The sequence below is a fragment of the Stenotrophomonas sp. YJH_SMC_29 genome (assembly GCF_059371235.1).
This window is the reverse complement of sequence record NZ_JCAFUK010000013.1, coordinates 49,033-67,133: the sequence shown is the minus strand read 5'-3', so window position 1 is coordinate 67,133 and position 18,101 is coordinate 49,033. Positions and strand designations below refer to the sequence as shown.

General features: G+C 66.7%; 16 protein-coding genes and 1 tRNA gene. 1 reads left to right on the top strand and 16 read right to left on the bottom strand.

All coding sequences use genetic code 11. The features are described 5' to 3' along the window. Positions 1 to 70 precede the first annotated feature (70 nt). Positions 71 to 2,401: a TonB-dependent receptor gene (locus tag AC5P9I_RS14760; protein ID WP_187756678.1), complete on the top strand. Its 2,331-nt coding sequence runs from the start codon at positions 71 to 73 to the stop codon at positions 2,399 to 2,401. Positions 2,402 to 2,460: 59 nt separating this feature from the next. On the opposite strand, the gene AC5P9I_RS14755 is transcribed toward AC5P9I_RS14760, so the two are convergent. The 16 genes from AC5P9I_RS14755 to rlmE all read right to left on the bottom strand — a co-directional run bounded on the left by AC5P9I_RS14755 (position 2,461) and on the right by rlmE (position 18,074). Then, positions 2,461 to 2,553, bottom strand: a tRNA-Ser gene (locus AC5P9I_RS14755). Between the two features lie 78 nt (positions 2,554 to 2,631). Continuing rightward, the gene (gene csrA, locus AC5P9I_RS14750) at positions 2,632 to 2,835 is read right to left on the bottom strand and encodes a carbon storage regulator CsrA (RefSeq protein ID WP_004152909.1); all 204 of its coding nucleotides are present in this window, start codon (positions 2,833 to 2,835) and stop codon (positions 2,632 to 2,634) included. Positions 2,836 to 2,982: 147 nt separating this feature from the next. Beyond that, entirely contained in the window at positions 2,983 to 5,631 is a 2,649-nt protein-coding gene (gene alaS / locus AC5P9I_RS14745; protein WP_049469026.1) for an alanine--tRNA ligase, read from the bottom strand. A 109-nt stretch (positions 5,632 to 5,740) separates the two neighbouring features. Continuing rightward, on the bottom strand, positions 5,741 to 6,232 hold the full coding sequence (gene recX / locus AC5P9I_RS14740) for a recombination regulator RecX (protein WP_049469023.1): 492 nt from the start codon (positions 6,230 to 6,232) through the stop codon (positions 5,741 to 5,743). Between the two features lie 110 nt (positions 6,233 to 6,342). Beyond that, positions 6,343 to 7,380: a recombinase RecA gene (gene recA / locus AC5P9I_RS14735; protein WP_049420399.1), complete on the bottom strand. Its 1,038-nt coding sequence runs from the start codon at positions 7,378 to 7,380 to the stop codon at positions 6,343 to 6,345. A 203-nt stretch (positions 7,381 to 7,583) separates the two neighbouring features. Continuing rightward, positions 7,584 to 8,219 carry a transcriptional repressor LexA gene (gene lexA, locus AC5P9I_RS14730; protein WP_046429914.1) on the bottom strand — a complete coding sequence of 212 codons (636 nt, stop codon included), beginning with the start codon at positions 8,217 to 8,219 and terminating at the stop codon, positions 7,584 to 7,586. Positions 8,220 to 8,386: 167 nt separating this feature from the next. Beyond that, positions 8,387 to 10,069 (bottom strand): 2-polyprenylphenol 6-hydroxylase, encoded by a 1,683-nt coding sequence (gene ubiB / locus AC5P9I_RS14725; protein ID WP_049469049.1) that lies wholly within the window; start codon positions 10,067 to 10,069, stop codon positions 8,387 to 8,389. Positions 10,070 to 10,103: 34 nt separating this feature from the next. Next, on the bottom strand, positions 10,104 to 10,598 hold the full coding sequence (locus AC5P9I_RS14720) for a CinA family protein (protein ID WP_049469047.1): 495 nt from the start codon (positions 10,596 to 10,598) through the stop codon (positions 10,104 to 10,106). 119 nt (positions 10,599 to 10,717) lie between these two features. Beyond that, complete coding sequence (gene hflX, locus AC5P9I_RS14715; protein ID WP_049469021.1) at positions 10,718 to 12,028, bottom strand: ribosome rescue GTPase HflX; 1,311 nt, start codon at positions 12,026 to 12,028, stop codon at positions 10,718 to 10,720. A gap of 14 nt (positions 12,029 to 12,042) precedes the next feature. Continuing rightward, positions 12,043 to 12,318, bottom strand: a complete 276-nt coding sequence (gene hfq / locus AC5P9I_RS14710) for an RNA chaperone Hfq (RefSeq protein ID WP_004152891.1) — start codon at positions 12,316 to 12,318, stop codon at positions 12,043 to 12,045. 96 nt (positions 12,319 to 12,414) lie between these two features. After that, the gene (gene miaA / locus AC5P9I_RS14705) at positions 12,415 to 13,368 is read right to left on the bottom strand and encodes a tRNA (adenosine(37)-N6)-dimethylallyltransferase MiaA (RefSeq protein WP_235645269.1); all 954 of its coding nucleotides are present in this window, start codon (positions 13,366 to 13,368) and stop codon (positions 12,415 to 12,417) included. Beyond that, positions 13,368 to 14,264: a dihydropteroate synthase gene (folP, locus tag AC5P9I_RS14700; RefSeq protein WP_049469017.1), complete on the bottom strand. Its 897-nt coding sequence runs from the start codon at positions 14,262 to 14,264 to the stop codon at positions 13,368 to 13,370. The genes miaA and folP overlap by 1 nt, the downstream gene beginning before the upstream one ends. Before the next feature lie 190 nt (positions 14,265 to 14,454). Then, positions 14,455 to 14,958, bottom strand: coding sequence for a hypothetical protein (locus AC5P9I_RS14695; RefSeq protein ID WP_053091676.1), 504 nt, complete (start codon positions 14,956 to 14,958; stop codon positions 14,455 to 14,457). Positions 14,959 to 15,152: 194 nt separating this feature from the next. Next, complete coding sequence (locus AC5P9I_RS14690; RefSeq protein ID WP_049469015.1) at positions 15,153 to 15,338, bottom strand: hypothetical protein; 186 nt, start codon at positions 15,336 to 15,338, stop codon at positions 15,153 to 15,155. Between the two features lie 99 nt (positions 15,339 to 15,437). Then, positions 15,438 to 17,372, bottom strand: a complete 1,935-nt coding sequence (gene ftsH / locus AC5P9I_RS14685) for an ATP-dependent zinc metalloprotease FtsH (RefSeq protein ID WP_049469014.1) — start codon at positions 17,370 to 17,372, stop codon at positions 15,438 to 15,440. Positions 17,373 to 17,441: 69 nt separating this feature from the next. Continuing rightward, positions 17,442 to 18,074, bottom strand: a complete 633-nt coding sequence (gene rlmE / locus AC5P9I_RS14680; RefSeq protein ID WP_005409014.1) for a 23S rRNA (uridine(2552)-2'-O)-methyltransferase RlmE — start codon at positions 18,072 to 18,074, stop codon at positions 17,442 to 17,444. Between the last annotated feature and the right edge of the window lie 27 nt (positions 18,075 to 18,101).

Here is an 18,101-nt window from a genome sequence, read left to right as displayed (position 1 = left end):
GCCGCCCCCTCTTCTTGTCCACCCAAATAGTTACGTTATAACATTTCATTTTATCTTCACGGATCGCATCATGCGTCGCCACCTGCTTGCCTCAGCCATTCTGTTCGCCGTCCACACCGCCCACGCTGCGGACGCGCCCACCCTCCCCACCCTCCAGGTCCAGGCCGCCCCGCCCTCGCGCATCGACAGCCGGGTCACGGTCGACAATCCGCAGGCCCAGAACCGCACGCTCGGCGGCCTGCTCGAACACGTCTCCGGCGTGCAGAACAGTGCCTTCGGGCCGAACGCGGGCGCCCCGGTCATCCGCAGCCTCAGCGGCAATCGCGTGCAGATCCTGCAGGACGGCCAGTCCATCCTCGGCATGAACGCGATCAGCGGCGACATCAACATTCCATTCGATCCCCTGTTCGTGCGCAGCGTCACCGTCAACAAATCCTCGGACACCGTGCGCTATGGCGGCAATGCGATCGGCGGCAGCGTGGACATCGATTCGGGCCTGATCCCGCGCAGCATGGAAGACAAGGACCAGTCGATGGAACTGGTTTTGCGCAAGGGCTTCAATGCCGCCGACGCGCAGGGCTTCCGCATGAACTTCAACAACCAGCGCAACCTCTCGACCAACCTGCAGGTCTCGCGCCAGCGCATCTCGCACTACGACATCCCCGGCAACAGCAAGGCCGCCGTCTGCAACACCCGCCTGTTCCCGCCGACCGGCGGCGTCAACTCGGCGCTGGCCGACAGCTGCCAGAAGGAGGCACGCGTCCAGCAGATCTACAACAAGGCCTCGCAGCCCTACATCGACCAGTTCATGACCGAAAACCCGGACTGGGCCGATGGTGATTTCTCGTTCTACACCAACAGCCCGACCTCGGTCTGGCAGCGCCGCACCTATATCAACCCGGTCAACCCGGCCTATGTCGCCGGCACGCCGTCATACGTACAGAAGCAGATCAACAATGACGTGACCCCCGACTATCACCGCCGGTTGGGCAACAGCTATGCGCGCAACTCGCAGGTGGCCTTCGGCTCGACCCTGTTCTTCGATCGCGGCTACGTCGGTGTCAGCATCGATGCCAAGGACAGCGAGTATGGCGTGCCGGGCTTTTCGATGCAGAACCTGTCATTCGGTTCGAACTACGCCGACGGCCTGCCGGTGGGCGTGGTGATCAGGCAGGAGCGCTACGCGCTGGAAGCCCTGCTGCGCGATCCGCTGCCGTGGTTCGAGCGTGCGGAACTCCGGGTTTCCAGGCTGGACAACACCTCGGGCGAGCGGCTGGGCGCCACCAGGGCCAACGACTACGATTTCGAGAGCACCCAGGCCGAAATGCTGCTCAGCCATCAACGCATCGGCCCGCTCAGCGGCCTGCTCGGCTTCAGCCACCAGTCGCGTGACGTCACCGGCAGCGGCTCGCAGCGCTACCTGCCTGACGTCGACACCCGCAGCAATGCGGTGTTCATGAAGGAAACGCTGGACTTCGGCTGGGTCGCGTTCGATGCCGGCGTACGCCATGAGCGGACCGATCACACGCTTCAGCCCAGCCGCTTCAGGACCGCGCGCAATGCCGCCAACACGAAACTGCAGGATCGCGCCTACCGGCTCAACAGCTACAGCCTGGGTTCCTATGTGGAGCTTGGCCCCTTGTTCGCCGCCAAGCTGCGCTACGCGTCCTCGCAGCGCGCACCGGAGATCAACGAACTGTATGCCAGCAACGCGCACTATTCGGTGATGACCCAGGAAGAAGGCAACCAGAACCTGGAGCCGGAACGCGCGAAGAACCTCGAACTGACCGGCCTGTTCCACATTGGAGGTTTCGAGCTGTCGGCCACCGCCTACCGGATGAAGTACGAGAACTATCTCTACCTTGGCTACTCCGGCCTGCAGACCGCCAACCGCCTTCCGTTGAAGTACTGGAAGCAGACCGACACCACGGTGAAGGGGTTCGAGATCGACGCATCGCAGGCACTGGATCTGGGTCGATACGGCACATTGAACGTCTCCGCCTTCGCCGACCTGGTGAAGAACAAGGCCGATCACCCTGATTCGCTGCGCGCCCACAACGATGGCGAGTACCTGCCGAACATGCCGACCAACCGCTACGGTGCCAGCCTGCAGTGGCAGCGCCAGGGCTGGAGGGCGCAGCTGTCCAGCACGTACTACGGCACGCAGAAATACCTCGGCCGCAACGTCAGCGAAGAAGTGCCGCTGGATGCATTCAACCTGGTCGACCTGCAGGTCAGCCGTGAACTTCCGGTGCGCAACAGTTACGTCGCCGGCATGGAGGTGTTCGTCAACGGCAGCAACCTGCTCAATGAGGAAGCGCGTCCACACAACTCGCCGCTGAAATACATCGCGCCGTTGCCGGGGCGTGGTTTCCAGGTCGGTGTGACGGTACGGCTCTGAAGACCGGCCATAAAGAAAAACGCCTGCAGATCGAGGATCTGCAGGCGCTTCTTTGTATCTGGCGGAGTGAGAGGGATTCGAACCCTCGATAGAGCTTTTGACCCTATACTCCCTTAGCAGGGGAGCCCCTTCGGCCACTCGGGCATCACTCCGGGGTTTTCTCCGCGTCTGGTGCGGTGCACCTCAGCGGGGCGTGAATCATAACGTTAATCGAGTGCGAAGGTAAAGCGTTATTCGGCAGAATTTTCGCTGCCGGTGCCACCGGCTTCGTCACCGCGCTGGATGCGCTGATAGATCTCTTCGCGGTGCACAGCGACGTCCTTCGGTGCAGTGATGCCGATACGCACCTGGTTACCCTTGACGCCAAGCACGGTGACGCTCACCGAGTCACCGATCATCAGGGTTTCGCCGACGCGGCGAGTCAGGATCAACATTTTTGTAAGTCTCCATGGAACCGTGTGGAAGGGTATCCCCCACCGGCTTGACGCTCCGTCAAGAAGCGCTACCACGACAAAGGGAAAAGATTCGCAATGGTACCGTCAGCCGTCCCGCTCCTACAAGGAGGGGGACGGCCGGGTTCATCACAGGCGGGGGCTGACCCATTCGACGACTGCAGCCAGCGCAGTGGCAAGGGCGGGCCCGTCCTCACCACCACCCTGGGCGAGGTCCGGGCGTCCGCCGCCCTTGCCCCCGATCTGACTGGCAATGTGGGACAACAGTTCCCCGGCCTTGACCTTGCCCATTGCGCTGCCGTTCACGCCGGCCACCAGGGCCGCCTTGCCGTCCTGGGCGCCGGCCAGCACGATCACCGCGTCGCCCAGCTGCTGCTTCAGGCGGTCCATGGCATCGCGCAGGGCCTTGGCGTCAAAGCCTTCCAGGCGGGCGGCCAGCACCTTCACACCGGCAACCTCGACCGCCTGGCCGGACAGGTCGGCGGTAGCGCCGGCGGCGACCTTGGCCTTCACCGCCTCCAGTTCGCGCTCCAACTGCTTCTGGCGCTGGCCGAGGGCACGGATCTTCTCGACCACGTCGGCGGCGCTGCCACCGAGCAGTTCGGCGGCTTCGGCCAGGCGGGCCTCCTCGGCGTCCACGTAATCCAGGGCGCCCTGGCCGGTGACCGCCTCGATACGGCGCACGCCGGCCGAGACACCGCCCTCGGAGGTGATCTTGAACAGGCCGATGTCGCCGGTACGGTTGACGTGGGTACCACCGCACAGCTCGGTGGAGTAGTCACCCATCTTCAGCACGCGCACGTGCTCGCCATACTTCTCGCCGAACAGGGCCATCGCGCCGAAGTCCAGCGCTTCCTGCATGCCCATGGTGTGGACTTCGGCCGCGTTGTTGGCGCGTACCTGCTGGTTGACCTTGCGCTCGATCAGTGCCAGTTCTTCCGCGCTGATCGGCTGGAAGTGCGAGAAGTCGAAACGCAGGCGGTCCGGAGCGACCAGCGAGCCCTTCTGCTGCACGTGCGTGCCCAGCACTTCGCGCAGGGCGGCATGCAGCAGGTGCGTTGCCGAGTGGTTGAGGATGGTGGCGCCGCGGCGCTCGCCATCGACCTGGCCGGCGAGCACGTCGCCGACCTTCAGGCCGCCTTCGGACAGGGTGCCGACATGGCCATGGAACTGGCCGGCGAATTTCTGGGTGTCTTCCACTGCCAGGCGCACGCCGTTGCCAGCAAGCACGCCCGTGTCGCCGACCTGGCCGCCGGACTCGGCATAGAACGGCGTCTGGTCGGTGATCACGATGACCGCGTCCCCGGCTGCGGCCGACTGCACCGGACGGCCGTCCTTGAGCAGGGCCAGTACGGTCAGGCCATCGGCCTGCAGGCGGTCATAGCCGAGGAAGCGGGTCGGGCTGAGCGTCGCCACCAGCTCGGCAGGCAGGGTCACGCCGCCGCCGAACTTGCCGGCCGCACGGGCGGTTTCGCGCTGCTGCTCCATCGCGGCATCGAAGCCGGCGATGTCGACGGTCAGGTCGCGCTCGCGGGCGATGTCCTGGGTCAGGTCGAGCGGGAAACCGTAGGTGTCGTACAGGCGGAAGGCGTCAACGCCCGGGATCACGCCGTTGCTGGCCTTGCCGGCCACGTCCTCGAAGATCTTCATGCCGGCATCGAGGGTTTCGGCAAAACGTTCTTCCTCGGCCTGCAGCGCACGGGTGACGGTGTCCACCGCCGCCGGCAGTTCCGGATAGGCCTCGCCCATCTGCTCGACCAGGGTCGGCACCAGCTTGCTGAAGAACGGCTGGCGCACGCCCAGCATCCAGCCGTGACGCAGGGCGCGGCGGATGATACGGCGCAGCACGTAGCCACGGCCGTCGTTGGACGGCAGCACGCCGTCGACGATCAGGAACGAGCAGGCGCGGATGTGATCGGCGATCACGCGCAGCGACTTGTTCTCCAGGTCGGCGGTGCCGGTCAGCTCGGCGGCCTTGCGGATCAGCGCCTGGAACAGGTCGATCTCGTAGTTGGTGTGCACGTGCTGCAGGATCGCCGCCAGGCGCTCCAGGCCCATGCCGGTGTCCACGCACGGCGCCGGCAGCGGCACCAGGGAGCCGTCCGGCTGGCGGTCGAACTGCATGAACACGAGGTTCCAGATCTCGATGAAGCGATCGCCGTCTTCATCCGGGGAGCCCGGAGGACCGCCGGCGATGTGGTCGCCGTGGTCGTAGAAGATCTCGGTGCACGGGCCGCACGGGCCGGTGTCGGCCATCTGCCAGAAGTTGTCCGAGGCGAACGGTGCGCCCTTGTTGTCGCCGATGCGCACGATGCGCTCTTCCGGCACACCGACCATGTCGCGCCACAGCGCGTAGGCTTCGTCGTCGGTCTGGTACACGGTGACCAGCAGGCGCTCGGCCGGCAGCTTCCAGACCTGGGTCAGCAGCTCCCAGGCCCAGGCGATCGCGTCCTTCTTGAAGTAGTCGCCGAACGACCAGTTGCCCAGCATCTCGAAGAAGGTGTGGTGGCGGGCGGTGTAGCCGACCTGGTCGAGGTCGTTGTGCTTACCGCCCGCGCGCAGGCAGCGCTGGACGTCGGCCGCACGCACGTAGCTGCGCTTTTCCGCGCCCAGGAACACGTCCTTGAACTGCACCATGCCGGAGTTGGTGAACAGCAGGGTCGGATCGTTGCCCGGCACCAGCGGCGCCGACGGCACGATGGTGTGGCCTTTGCCCTTGAAGAATTCAAGGAAGTCGCTGCGGATCTGGGAGGTCGTGAATTTGGCGGATGCGTTCATTGGGGGCTGGCAGTCTGCGGGCCGGCGGGCCCGGACCACCGGCCGCGTTGGCCAGGGTCGCGAGGGACCGCCGAAAACCTAAAGGGTATCAGGCCCGGCGCCGCCAGTCTCAGTCATCCGGGTCATAGCGGGTCGCGCGGCGGATGCTGTCGCCGTCGAAGCCCCGCCGGGCCAGCAGATCAGCGGCCTTGCGCCGCTGCGCCAGGTCCTGCGGACCCGCCTCGCCGAAGCGCCGACGCACCAGGTCGCGGGCGTTTTCCTGCCAGTCGCCCTCATAGCTGTCCATCGCTGCGGCAATCGCGCCACTGTCCAGGCCGTGGGTGCCCAGCTCGGCACGGATATGGATCGGCCCATAACCGGTGTTGGCGCGCATCCTCACCAGGTTCTCGGCGAAACGGGTGTCGTCCTGCCAACCGGCTTCGGTCAGTTTGGCGACAGCGGCCTGCGCGGCTTCGTCTTCAATGCCGCGGGCGGTCAGCTTGCGGGTGAGTTCCTTGCGCGAATGCTCGCGGCGGACCAGCAGGCCCAGCGCGCGTTGCACGGGCGTCTGCTCGCGCGGCCGGCGCTTGCGGCCGGTGGGAATGTCATCGGCGTCGGACATCGGTACTCCAAGGGTGGCGCCGTCCGTGGCGCCCTGCCCGTCCCTGGGCGATTCGAACCTGCGGGACAGGGCGACGTCACTGACGGCGCCGCCCTGCCCCACAGCAAGCCTTACTCGTCGTCGCCTTCGTCGTCGCCTTCCTCGCGGGCCGCTTCGGCCGGCTGGAACTTCTCGCGAAGCTCGGCCTCGAGCTTTGCAGCAACGGTCGGGTTGTCGCGCAGGTAGCCACGGGCATTATCCTTGCCCTGGCCGATGCGCTCTTCACCGTAGCTGTACCAGGCACCGGCCTTCTCGACCAGCTTGGCATCCACGCCCATGTCGATCAGCTCGCCTTCGCGGCTGATGCCTTCGCCATACAGGATCTCGGTGATGACCTGCTTGAACGGGGGCGCCAGCTTGTTCTTGACGACCTTGATCTTGGTCTGGTTGCCGATGATCTCGTCACCCTTCTTGATCGCGCCGATGCGGCGGATGTCCAGGCGGACCGAGGCGTAGAACTTCAGCGCGTTGCCGCCGGTGGTGGTTTCCGGGCTCTGGCCCGGCATCATCACACCGATCTTCATGCGCAACTGGTTGATGAAGATCACCAGCGTGTTGGAGCGCTTGATGTTGCCGGTCAGCTTGCGCAGCGCCTGGCTCATCAGACGGGCCTGAAGGCCCGGCAGCTGGTCGCCCATCTCGCCTTCGATTTCGGCCTTCGGCGTCAGCGCGGCAACCGAGTCGATCACCAGGATGTCGACCGAACCCGAACGCACCAGCATGTCAGCGATTTCCAGCGCCTGCTCACCGGTATCCGGCTGCGACAGCAGCAGGTCGTCCACGTTCACGCCCAGCTTGGCGGCGTAGATCGGGTCCAGCGCGTGCTCGGCATCGATGAAGGCCGCAGTGCCGCCCATCTTCTGGCATTCGGCGATGGCCTGCAGGGTCAGGGTGGTCTTGCCCGAGGATTCCGGCCCGTAGATTTCGACGACACGGCCCTTCGGCAGACCGCCAATGCCCAGTGCGATGTCGAGCATCAGCGAACCGGTCGGGATGGCCTCGACGGGCTCGACCACGCGGTCGCCCATGCGCATCACCGAGCCTTTGCCGAACTGCTTCTCGATCTGGCCCAGAGCAGCAGCCAAGGCGCGCTTCTTGTTCTCGTCCATCGTATTGGTCCTTGCAGAGGTCATGTCGTTGGGGGTGCTGTCTTTTGGGGTCTTCTTTGCCATGGGTTCACTTTAAGTCGGACGTATCGCACAGGCTGAGATTCTGCCCGGCGCTCTGAAAAGAATTATCGGACATCCGTACCAACCTCAGTGGAACCAGAGAATCGCCACAAAAGACCGCGGGTAATGCGCTATGGAACAGGTCAACGGTTGGGCCGAAGCAGGCCGCAATAGAGGCCCTCGATTGCGAAGTCCTGGTCGGGCAGCACCTCGATCGGCTTGTAGTCGGGGTTGCGCGGCAGCAGGCGGATGCGGTCCTTGGCGATCTTCAGCAGCTTGACGGTGATCTCGTCATCGATGCGGGCCACCACGATCTGCCCGGAATGGGCGTCGCGGGTGCGGTGCACGCCGATCAGGTCGCCGTCGAAGATGCCCTCGTCGATCATCGAATCGCCCTGCACCTTCAGCAGGTAGTCCGGCGCCGGCGAGAAGAACACCCGGTCCAGCACCACGAAATCGTCCGAACCGATATCCGCGCCGATCGGCAGGCCGGCCGCGACCCGGCCCAGCACCGGCAGGCGCAGCACACTGTCGGGCAGGCCCGGCTCGGCCAGCGTCTCCACCGGCGGTGCCTGCACCAGGCGGATGCCGCGGGCCTGGCCGGGGATGCGACGGATCGCACCGGCCTGCTCCAGGGCTTCCAGGTGGTACTGGGCCGCGCGCACGCCCTTGAAGCCGAACGCACGTGCGATTTCAGTCTGCGACGGCGGTGCGCCATCGCTCTCGATACGCTCGGCGATCAACTGCAGGATCGCCTGCTGGGTGTCGGTCAGGTCCATGGTTAGTAGTATTACTACTAACGTTCGGATCTGCAAGTGCCGGGGCATGCCCGGCGAGCGCGCGAACGCCCGGCCGGGCGGCAAAAGCAAAAGCAAAAGCAAAGGCAAAGGCAGCCGACCAGCGGTCGGCTCTACGGGAATCGCTGCGCGATTCCGCGGCAAGCACGCTAGCCGTGCTTGCCGCTTCTCCAGATCGAGAACAGGATCCATACGCCGCAGAAGCCGGCGCCGATGAATCCGCATACGCCCAGCGCCAGCAGCCAGCGGCTGGAAACCCCGCCGACGCTGTGCATCACGATCGACGAGCCGATGATCAGCGCGGCCGTGATCACGCCCACCACCAGCCGGTTCGCGGCTCGGTTCACCTGCTCGCCGAAGCCCTGCAGCGCGGTGGTCTCCACCTTCAGCTGGAGGCGACCACGGCGCGCCGCCTGGACCAGCTTGCGCAGGTCACGCGGCAGTTCACCGGCGAAGTCGACCAGTCCCAACAGGCTGCGGCGGCCGCGCTTGAGCAGCGCCCTGGGGGCATAACGCTGCAGCACGACCCGCTCCAGGAACGGACGCGCGGCGCTGGCCATGTCGAAATCCGGATCCAGCTGCCGGCCCATGCCTTCCAGGGTCAGGAAGGCCTTGATCATCAGGGCCAGGTCCGCCGGCAGGGTCAGGCTGTAGCTGCGCAGCAACTGGGTGATGTCGCCCAGCATCAGGCCGATGCGCAGGTCCTTCAGCGGCACGCCCCGGTACTGGTCGACGAACTGGCTGATGTCATGCTGCAGGCGGTTCTCGTCCACTTCCACGCCGCCGGCCCAGTCCAGCAGTACGTCCGCCACGCCCTGCGGGTCCTGCTCGACCAGACCGTGCAGCAGTTGCGCGACCTGGAAGCGGCGCACTTCGGACAGCGCGCCGACCATGCCGAAGTCGATCACGCCGATGCGGCCGTCCCGCAGGTAGATGATGTTGCCGGGGTGCGGATCGGCGTGGAAGCTGCCGTCCTCCAGCACCATCTTCAGCACGATGCCGGCGCCACGCCGGGCCAGTTCGCGCCGGTCCAGGCCCGCCGCATCGACGCCGGCCAGATCGCGGCCGGGAATGCCCTCGACGAAGTCCTGCACGTTCAGGCTCTCGCAGGTCCACTGCCAGTGCACCTTCGGAATCAGTATGTCGTCACGGCCGCTGAAGTTGCGCGCGATGCGTTCGGCATTGCGGCATTCAGCAGCGAAATCCAGCTCGCGGCGCAGCGATACGGTGAACTGCTGCACGACCTCGGCCGGGCGATAGCGACGCAGGTCCGGCAACCGGGCCTCGACGATCTCGGCCAGCCGCGCCAGCAGCCGCAGGTCGGCCTCGACCACGTCGCGGATGCCGGGACGCCGCACCTTCAGCACCACCTCGCGACCATCATGCAGCCGGGCGCGATGGGCCTGCGCCAGCGAGGCGGCGGCCATCGGGGTTTCATCAAGGAAGGCGAATACCTCCGCCGGCGACGCGCCCAGGTCGGCTTCGAGCTGCCCGCGGATCTCGGCGTACGGCAGGGCCGGCACCGCGTTCTGCAGTTCGGACAGCTCGGCGATCCACTCCGGCGGCAACAGGTCGACGCGCGTTGCCAGCACCTGGCCAAGCTTGACGAAGGTCGGGCCAAGATCCTGCATCGCGCTGCGCACGCGCACCGGTGCGGTCATCCGCAGCAGTTCCTGGCGGTCCTCGTTCCAGTGCAGCAGGCGCCCTGCCCGCTCCAGCGTGGTGGCCAGGCCGATGCGCCGCACCACGTCGCCGAAGCCGTAGCGGATCAGGACAACGGCGATTTCCTGCAGTCGGCCCAGGTCACGGACCGTGCCCAGCGTTTCCCACATCATGCGTGCTCCGGACGGTTACCGGGGCAGCATGTCACAGCTGGGCGTCGATACCGCGCAATGCCGCCGCTACGGTTTGCCGGCGGACGGCTTCGCGGTCGCCGTCGAACTGGAACAACTCGGCGCGGGCGTCGCCGCCCCGGCGCTTCCAGCCGATCCAGACGCTGCCGACCGGCTTGTCCGGGCTGCCACCGCCAGGGCCGGCGATGCCGGTCACCGCGACGGCGATGCCGGCGCCGGAGTTGACCAGTGCGCCGGACACCATCTCCAGCACGGCTTCGCGACTGACCGCGCCGAACTGCTCCAGCGTCTGCGCGCGCACGCCCAGCAGGCGCTGCTTGGCCTCGTAGCTGTAGACCACCATGCCGCAGTCGAAGAACGCCGAAGAACCGGCGATGTCGGTCATGCACTTGGCGATCCAGCCGCCACTGCAGCTCTCGGCGGTCACCAGCTGCAGCGAAGCCTGCTGCAGGCGCTGCCCGAGCGCGGCGGACTGGGCATTGAGATCGGCGTCGGTGGGGATGGACATCGGCATGACGGTGGGGTGAAGAACCCCCTTGTACCGCAGATGACAGGCGGATGTCGCGCCCCTCCGGCACGGCTGCGTTGCCGGCCAGCGGCCGGCACTCCCCGGCATCGGCCGCTACCTCACCACTCCGGCAGTTTTTCCGGCAGCAGCGCCCGGATCGGGCCGCCATCGGCACTGGCGGCCAGCTTTTCGGCTTCGGCGACCGGCAGGTCAACCTGCAGCAGCCAGCCGTCCTCGTCGGCCTGCTCGCTGCGGATCACTTCCAGCTGATGCAGGCGCGCACGCAGGCGGCCGGCATCCGGCGGCAGGCGTAGTTCGCCGGTGACATGCTGCAGGCCCAGCCGCTTGCCCAGCACCGCCTGCAGCAGCTCCAGGCCCTGCCCGTCACGCGCGGAGATCCACACCCGTTCACGGCGCGACTCGTCCGGAATTCCGTCCTGGCCATCGTGGCGGACATCGGCGCCCTCGATGCGGTCGATCTTGTTGAACACCAGCAGCTGCGGCAGATCGCCGGCACCGACCGCGGTCAGCACCTCGTCCACCTGGGCGATGCGCTCCTCGCGGTGCGGATCGGCGGCGTCGACCACGTGCAGCAGGAAATCGGCCTCGCGTGCCTCGGACAGCGTCGAGCGGAACGCGGCGACCAGATCATGCGGCAGGTCGCGGACGAAGCCGACGGTATCGGCCAGCACTACGTTGCCGCCCGGCACCGCGATGCGGCGCACGGTCGGATCCAGCGTGGCGAACAGCTGGTCGGCCGCATAGGCCTCGGCGCCGGTCATGGCGTTGAACAGGGTCGACTTGCCGGCGTTGGTGTAGCCCACCAGGGCCACGCGCGGCAGCTCGCTGCGCACACGCGCACGGCGCATCTGGGTACGCTGCACTTCGACCTTTTCCAGGCGCTTCTGCAGCTGCTCGACCCGCTTCTGCAGCAGGCGGCGGTCGGTTTCCAGCTGGGTTTCACCCGGGCCGCGCAGGCCGATCGAACCGCCGCGCTGGCGCTCCAGGTGCGTCCAGCCGCGCACCAGCCGCGTGGCCAGGTGGCGCAGCTGCGCCAACTCGACCTGCAGCTTGCCTTCGTGGCTGTGCGCACGCTGGGCGAAAATGTCCAGGATCAGGCCGGTACGGTCGATCACCCGGCGCTCGAGGAAGCGCTCAAGGTTGCGCTCCTGGCCCGGGCTCAACGCGTGGTTGACCAGGATCAGGTCGGCACCGCTGGCATCGGCCGCGGCCTTGATCTCGTCCAGCTTGCCGCTGCCGATCAGGGTTGACGGATTCGGACGGTCCAGGCGCGCAGTGATCGTCGCGGCGATGCTGGCCCCAGCGGAGCGGGCCAGATCACCGAATTCTTCCAGCACATCGTCTTCCAGCTTGCCGAAATGGGGCTGGATCAACAGGGCGTGCTCGCCCTTTTTCGAGCGGTCAAACATTCACCGCTCCGGTATTACTCGTCTGCTTCATCACCTGCCTGACCACCTTCACCGGACTGCACGTAACCACCACCCGGGCCGACCTTCACATTGCGTGCCGGGACCACCGTGGAAATGGCGTGCTTGTAGACCATCTGACTGACCGTGTTGCGCAGCAGGACCACGAACTGGTCGAACGACTCGATCGTGCCCTGCAGCTTGATGCCGTTCACCAGGTACACCGAAACCGGCACGCGTTCGCGCCGCAGTGCGTTCAAGAAAGGATCCTGCAGCGATTGCCCCTTGGACATTGCACACTCCTGATTATTGTTCTTATTGGGTTGCCGACGGTTGCCACGGCCCCCGAGCCGCCCGCCGACCGACGATGTTACACGGCTGGCGTCGGTTCAGCGTGCGACGAAGGTCGACACCGCGCCAGCCAGGCGCTCGTGTTCGATATGGGGGTCGAACCAGCGTGCATCAAGCTCCCCGCGCAGCCAGGTCAGCTGGCGCTTGGCCAGCTGGCGGGTGGCGAAGATCGCTTTGTCACGGAAACGGGCGGCATCGCCCTCCCCGTCCAGGTACTCCCACGCCTGGCGATAGCCGACCGCGCGCACGGCCGGCAGGTCCAGCGGCGCCTCCACTGCAGCCATTTCCGGCATCGCGCGCAACGCCCGCACCTCGTCGAGAAAGCCCTGCGCCAGCATGGCGTCGAAGCGCGCCTCGATGCGCTGGTGCAGCACCGCGCGGTCACGCGGGGCCAGGATCAGCTTGAGGGTGCGCACCGGCAGCGGCGCCACGCCAGGCCGGCGCTGCCATTCAGTGATGGGGACGCCGGTCAGGCGAAAGACCTCCAGCGCGCGCTGGATGCGTTGCGGGTCGGTGGCATGGATGCGCGCGGCCGCGGCGGGATCGACCCTGGCCAGCTCTGCATGCAGTGCCGCCCAGCCGCGCTCGGCGGCTTCGGCGGCCAGCGCCGCTCGCACCCCCGGATCGGCCTCCGGCATCGGTGACAGGCCCTGCAGCAGTGCACGGAAGTACAGCCCGGTGCCACCGGCCAGGATCGGCAGCTTGCCGCGCGCCACGATGTCGGCCACGGCCCGGCCGGCATCGGCGGCGAATTCGGCCGCCGAATACGCCTGCCAGGGGTCGCGCACGTCCAGCAGATGGTGCGGCGCCTGCGCGCGCTCGGCCGCACCGGGCTTGGCCGAGCCGATGTCCAGGTGGCGGTACACCAGCGCCGAATCGACGCTCACGATCTCGCCATCCAGCTGCTGCGCCAGGGCGATCGCCGTGGCGGTCTTGCCGCTGGCGGTGGGGCCCATGACGGCGATCGCCAACGGACGCCGGTCGATGGCCATCAGTCTTCGTCCGGCCAGCGGATCGTCGGCGCGGCATCGGCACGCGGCGTCGGCACGGCCTCGACCGCCTGCCAGATCTTCAGCGCGTCGACGGTGGCCGCCACGTCATGCACGCGCACGATGCGCGCGCCGCGCTGGACCGCGATCAGGTGCGCGGCCACCGACGCCGCCACCCGCTCGGAGGGCATGTCGCGACCAGTGAGTTCGCCCAGGCTGCGTTTGCGCGACAGGCCGGCCAGCACCGGCACGCCCAGTTCCAGGAAGCGCTCCGAGCGCGCCAGCAGGGTCATGTTGTGGGCGGTGGTCTTGCCGAAGCCGAAACCGAGGTCGATCAGCAGGTTGTTCTTCGCGATGCCAGCCATTTCCGCGGCGAACAGGCGCTGCACCAGGAAACCGTGCACCTCGGCGACCACGTCGTGGTAGTGCGGATCGGCCTGCATGTGGCCAGGCTCGCCTTGCATGTGCATCAGCACCACCGGCACACCGGCTTCGGCGGCCGCCTCCAGCGCGCCGTCCTGGCGCAGGGCGAAGATGTCGTTGATCATGCCGGCGCCAGCGGCCACGGCCGCGCGCATCACCTCCGGCTTGAAGGTGTCGATGCTGATCGGCACCCGCGTGCGCGCAGCCAACTGCTCGATCACCGGAATCACCCGACGCAGCTCTTCCTCGATCGAGACCGGCGCGGCGCCCGGGCGGGTGGATTCGCCGCCGATATCAAGCAGGTCCGCACCCTCCTCGACCAGCTTCAGTCCATGCGCGACCGCAGCCTCGGTGGTGTCGTGCGCGCCACCATCGGAGAACGAATCGGGGGTGACGTTGACGATGCCCATGACCCGGGCACGGTCCAGGCGCAGGATGCGGCCGGCGCAATCGAGCTGGGGCGAAATATCGAACATGGGCAATCCTGCTGGGGCAACGAGGCGTAGTTTAAGCCGCGGCCCGGACCCTCGCATGCGCGCCGTTGTTCCCGCCCCGCATCGCCGCTTGGCCGCAGGCGCTGCGGCACGCCCGTCCGGGCAATGACACACGGTGGGGATGTCCGCGCCACCGAAGCGGGCACGGACATCCGAGGTAACGACAGCGCCCTCAGAAATCGCCGAGGCGCGCGTTGTCCGTCGGCGCCGCCAACCAGCCCGCAAGGTCTTCGCCAATGGCGCTGACGGTGCGATCGAGCACGGCACAGGACCCCTTGAAACCGCCGAACGCCCCGCCGCGGGACACGCGGCGTGCGGTCACCGTCGCGACCTGGTGGCCATCCTCGAACAGCACGCCACGCACGGCGGCGGACTTGAAGTGGCCGACGAAGGCGTTGCCTGCGCTCTGCGCTTCAACCAGCTCAAGCTTCAGTGAACGTCCGTTGCCGCTCTCGGCACCCACCGGGCCGGGCACGACGGTATTGCCGTGACGGGTGGCATGGGTGGACAGCGACTGCGCCAGCGTGGTGCCGATGCTGCACTCGTTCCTGATGGCGTCGGCGATGATCGCCGAGTCCGCGAAAGGAACCGGCTGTGCGGTGCGGATGTCTGCGGCAGCGGCGGGTACGGCGATGGTTGCCAGCCCTGCGAGGGCCAGCGGAAGCAGCAGTTTCATGGTGTTCCCCTGTAATCCCGGCCTCCCCCTATGGCGGCCGTGGCCGCGCATCGTGCCGCGCGAACGGGCTGTCGTGCAAGGCCCAACCCGTGCAGGGGGCGGTCGTGCTGCGCAGCGGAGATCATGCGCACGCGGCGGGAATCACCGCCCACCGCGCTACGGTGCTGACGGGAACGCGCCCTGCCGCGGCGCCGTCAACGCCGCCGGCGCCTGCGATCCACGTACAGGGTCCTGGCGATGCTCAGCACGACGCCGACGGCGATGCCCACCACGCAGCCCAGCAGCAGGTTGTCGGCGCCCAGCCCTACGCCCACGCCGACCACGGTGGCGATGATCATTTCGGCGGTGTGGGAAATCGGTTCGGGCTTCGGGGCGGACATGCAGGCTCCAGCATCAGTTCGGTTCGGGACGGGCCGAAGGCCCGGAAACGACAAGGCCGGGTTGCCCCGGCCTCGTCTGGTGTTACGTGCAACGGGCCGTCAATGCGATTCGGCCGGGCCTGCGATCGGCGGCAGCGGGCGGGCGTCGCCGCCCTTGTCGTTGCCACCGTCCTTGTTCGACTTGCTCCAGCCCGCCGGCGGCGGCGGATCGCGGCCTTCCATGATGGCGTCGATCTGCGGCGCGTCGATGGTCTCGTACTGCAGCAGCAGCTGCGACATCGCATGCAGCTTGTCGATGTTCTCGGTCAGCAGCTGGGTGGTGCGGGCATAGGCCTTGTCGAGGATGTTGCGCACTTCCTCGTCGATCCGGCGCGCCGTGTCGTTGGACACGCTCTTGTGCTGGGTGACCGAACGGCCCAGGAACACCTCGTCATCCTCTTCGCCATAGGCGATCGGGCCGAGCTGCTCCGACAGGCCCCACTTGGTGACCATGTTGCGGGCCATCTTGGTGGCGCGCTCGATGTCGTTGGAGGCACCGGTGGTGACCTTGTCCTCGCCGAAGATCAGCTCTTCGGCGACACGGCCGCCGTACAGGGAGCACAGCTGCGACTGGATCGCCACGCGGTTCATCGAGTACTTGTCGCCTTCCGGCAGGTACATCGTCACGCCCAGCGCACGGCCGCGCGGAATGATGGTGACCTTGTAGACCGGATCGTGCTCGGGCACCAGGCGGCCGACGATGGCGTGACCCGCTTCGTGGTACGCGGTCAGGGTCTTCTCGTCCTCGCTCATGGCCATCGAGCGGCGCTCGGCACCCATCAGGATCTTGTCGCGGGCACGGTCGAAGTGGTCCATGCGGACTTCCTTCTCGTTGCCGCGCGCGGCGAACAGGGCCGCCTCGTTGCAGAGGTTGGCCAGGTCGGCGCCGGAGAAGCCCGGAGTACCCCGCGCGATCACCATCGGCTCGACGTCGTCGGCCAGCGGCAGCTTGCGCATGTGGACCTTCAGGATGTGCTCGCGGCCCTTCACGTCCGGCAGGCCGACCACGACCTGGCGGTCGAAACGGCCCGGGCGCAGCAGCGCCGGGTCCAGCACGTCCGGACGGTTGGTCGCGGCAATCACGATCACGCCTTCACCGCCCTCGAAACCGTCCATTTCGACCAGCAGCTGGTTCAGGGTCTGCTCGCGCTCGTCATGGCCACCGCCCAGGCCGGCGCCACGATGGCGACCGACGGCGTCGATTTCGTCGATGAAGATGATGCACGGGGCATGCTTCTTGGCCTGCTCGAACATGTCGCGCACGCGGCTGGCGCCGACGCCGACGAACATTTCCACGAAGTCCGAACCGGAGATCGAGAAGAACGGCACCTTGGCTTCGCCGGCAATGGCCTTGGCCAGCAGCGTCTTGCCGGTACCCGGCGGCCCGACCATCAGCACGCCGCGCGGAATCTTGCCGCCCAGCTTGGTGAACTTCGACGGGTCGCGCAGGAAGTCGACCAGCTCGCCCACTTCTTCCTTGGCCTCGTCGCAGCCGGCGACGTCGGCGAAGGTGACCTTGATCTGGTCCTCGCCCTGCAGCTTGGCGCGCGACTTGCCGAAGGACATCGCGCCCTTGGCACCGCCACCGCCGCCCTGCATCTGGCGCATGATGAACAACCAGAAGCCGATGATCAGGATGACCGGCAGGAAATTCATCAGGATCGCGCCGAGGGAAATGCCGCTGGACGGCTCCTCCTGCACGATTTCCACGTTCTTGGTACGCAGCACGTTGATCAGGTCCCGATCGAACGGCGCGGTGATGGTGGACGACTGCCCACCACGGGTGGTGTAGGTCAGCTGGCTGGTGCCGCCACGCATGTCGCCGCCGAAGGCGACCTTCTGCACGTTGCCACTGTCCACCTGGTCCAGGAACTGCGAGTAGGACGCACCCTGCGCGCCCGCCCCCGAGGTCTTGGGCGAGAAGCTCTGGAAGACCACCATCAGCACGACGGCGACGACCACCCATAGCAGGAGGTTCTTGGTCAAGTCGTTCATCCTCATTGGCTCCGGTGTTCCTCTCAGTGCTGGCGTTGCGTGGGGGTCGAACTTGCGTACAGTGCGAGCTTACTTCATGTGGGCGCGTTTTCCCTGACCCAAGGCATACACCTCGGGGGAGCGCTTGCGCGAGGCTTCCGGCTTGCGGATGGAGACCTTGTCGTACCGGCGGCGCATGTCGCGCACGTAGTCGTCAAAGCCCTCACCCTGGAACAGCTTGATCAGGAATGCCCCACCGGTCTTGAGGTGGTTGTCGGCAAAATCCAGGGCCAGCTCCGCCAGGTGCATCATCCGCGGCTGGTCGACCGCGCCCACACCACTCTTATTGGGGGCCATGTCCGACAGCACAAGGTCTACCGGCTGGTCCCCGAGCATGGCTTCAAACTGTGATAGGACGGCTTCTTCCCTGAAGTCACCATGAAGGAACTCCACGCCGGCCAGCGGCGGCATGTCCAGGATGTCCAGTGCCAGCACGCGACCGGTGTCGCCGATCTGTCTCCGAACCTGCTGAGACCAGCCACCGGGGGCCGCGCCAAGGTCGACCACCACCATGTGCGGCTTCAGCAGGCGGTCACGTTCGAGCAGCTCCTCGAGCTTGTAGGCGGCGCGCGAGCGCATGCCCTCGGCCTGCGCCTTCTTCACGAAGGGGTCGGAGAAGTGTTCCTTGAGCCAGCGCTGGCTGCTTTTGCTGCGGGTAGCCATTGAAAATAGGGGCTGATGGGGTCCTCA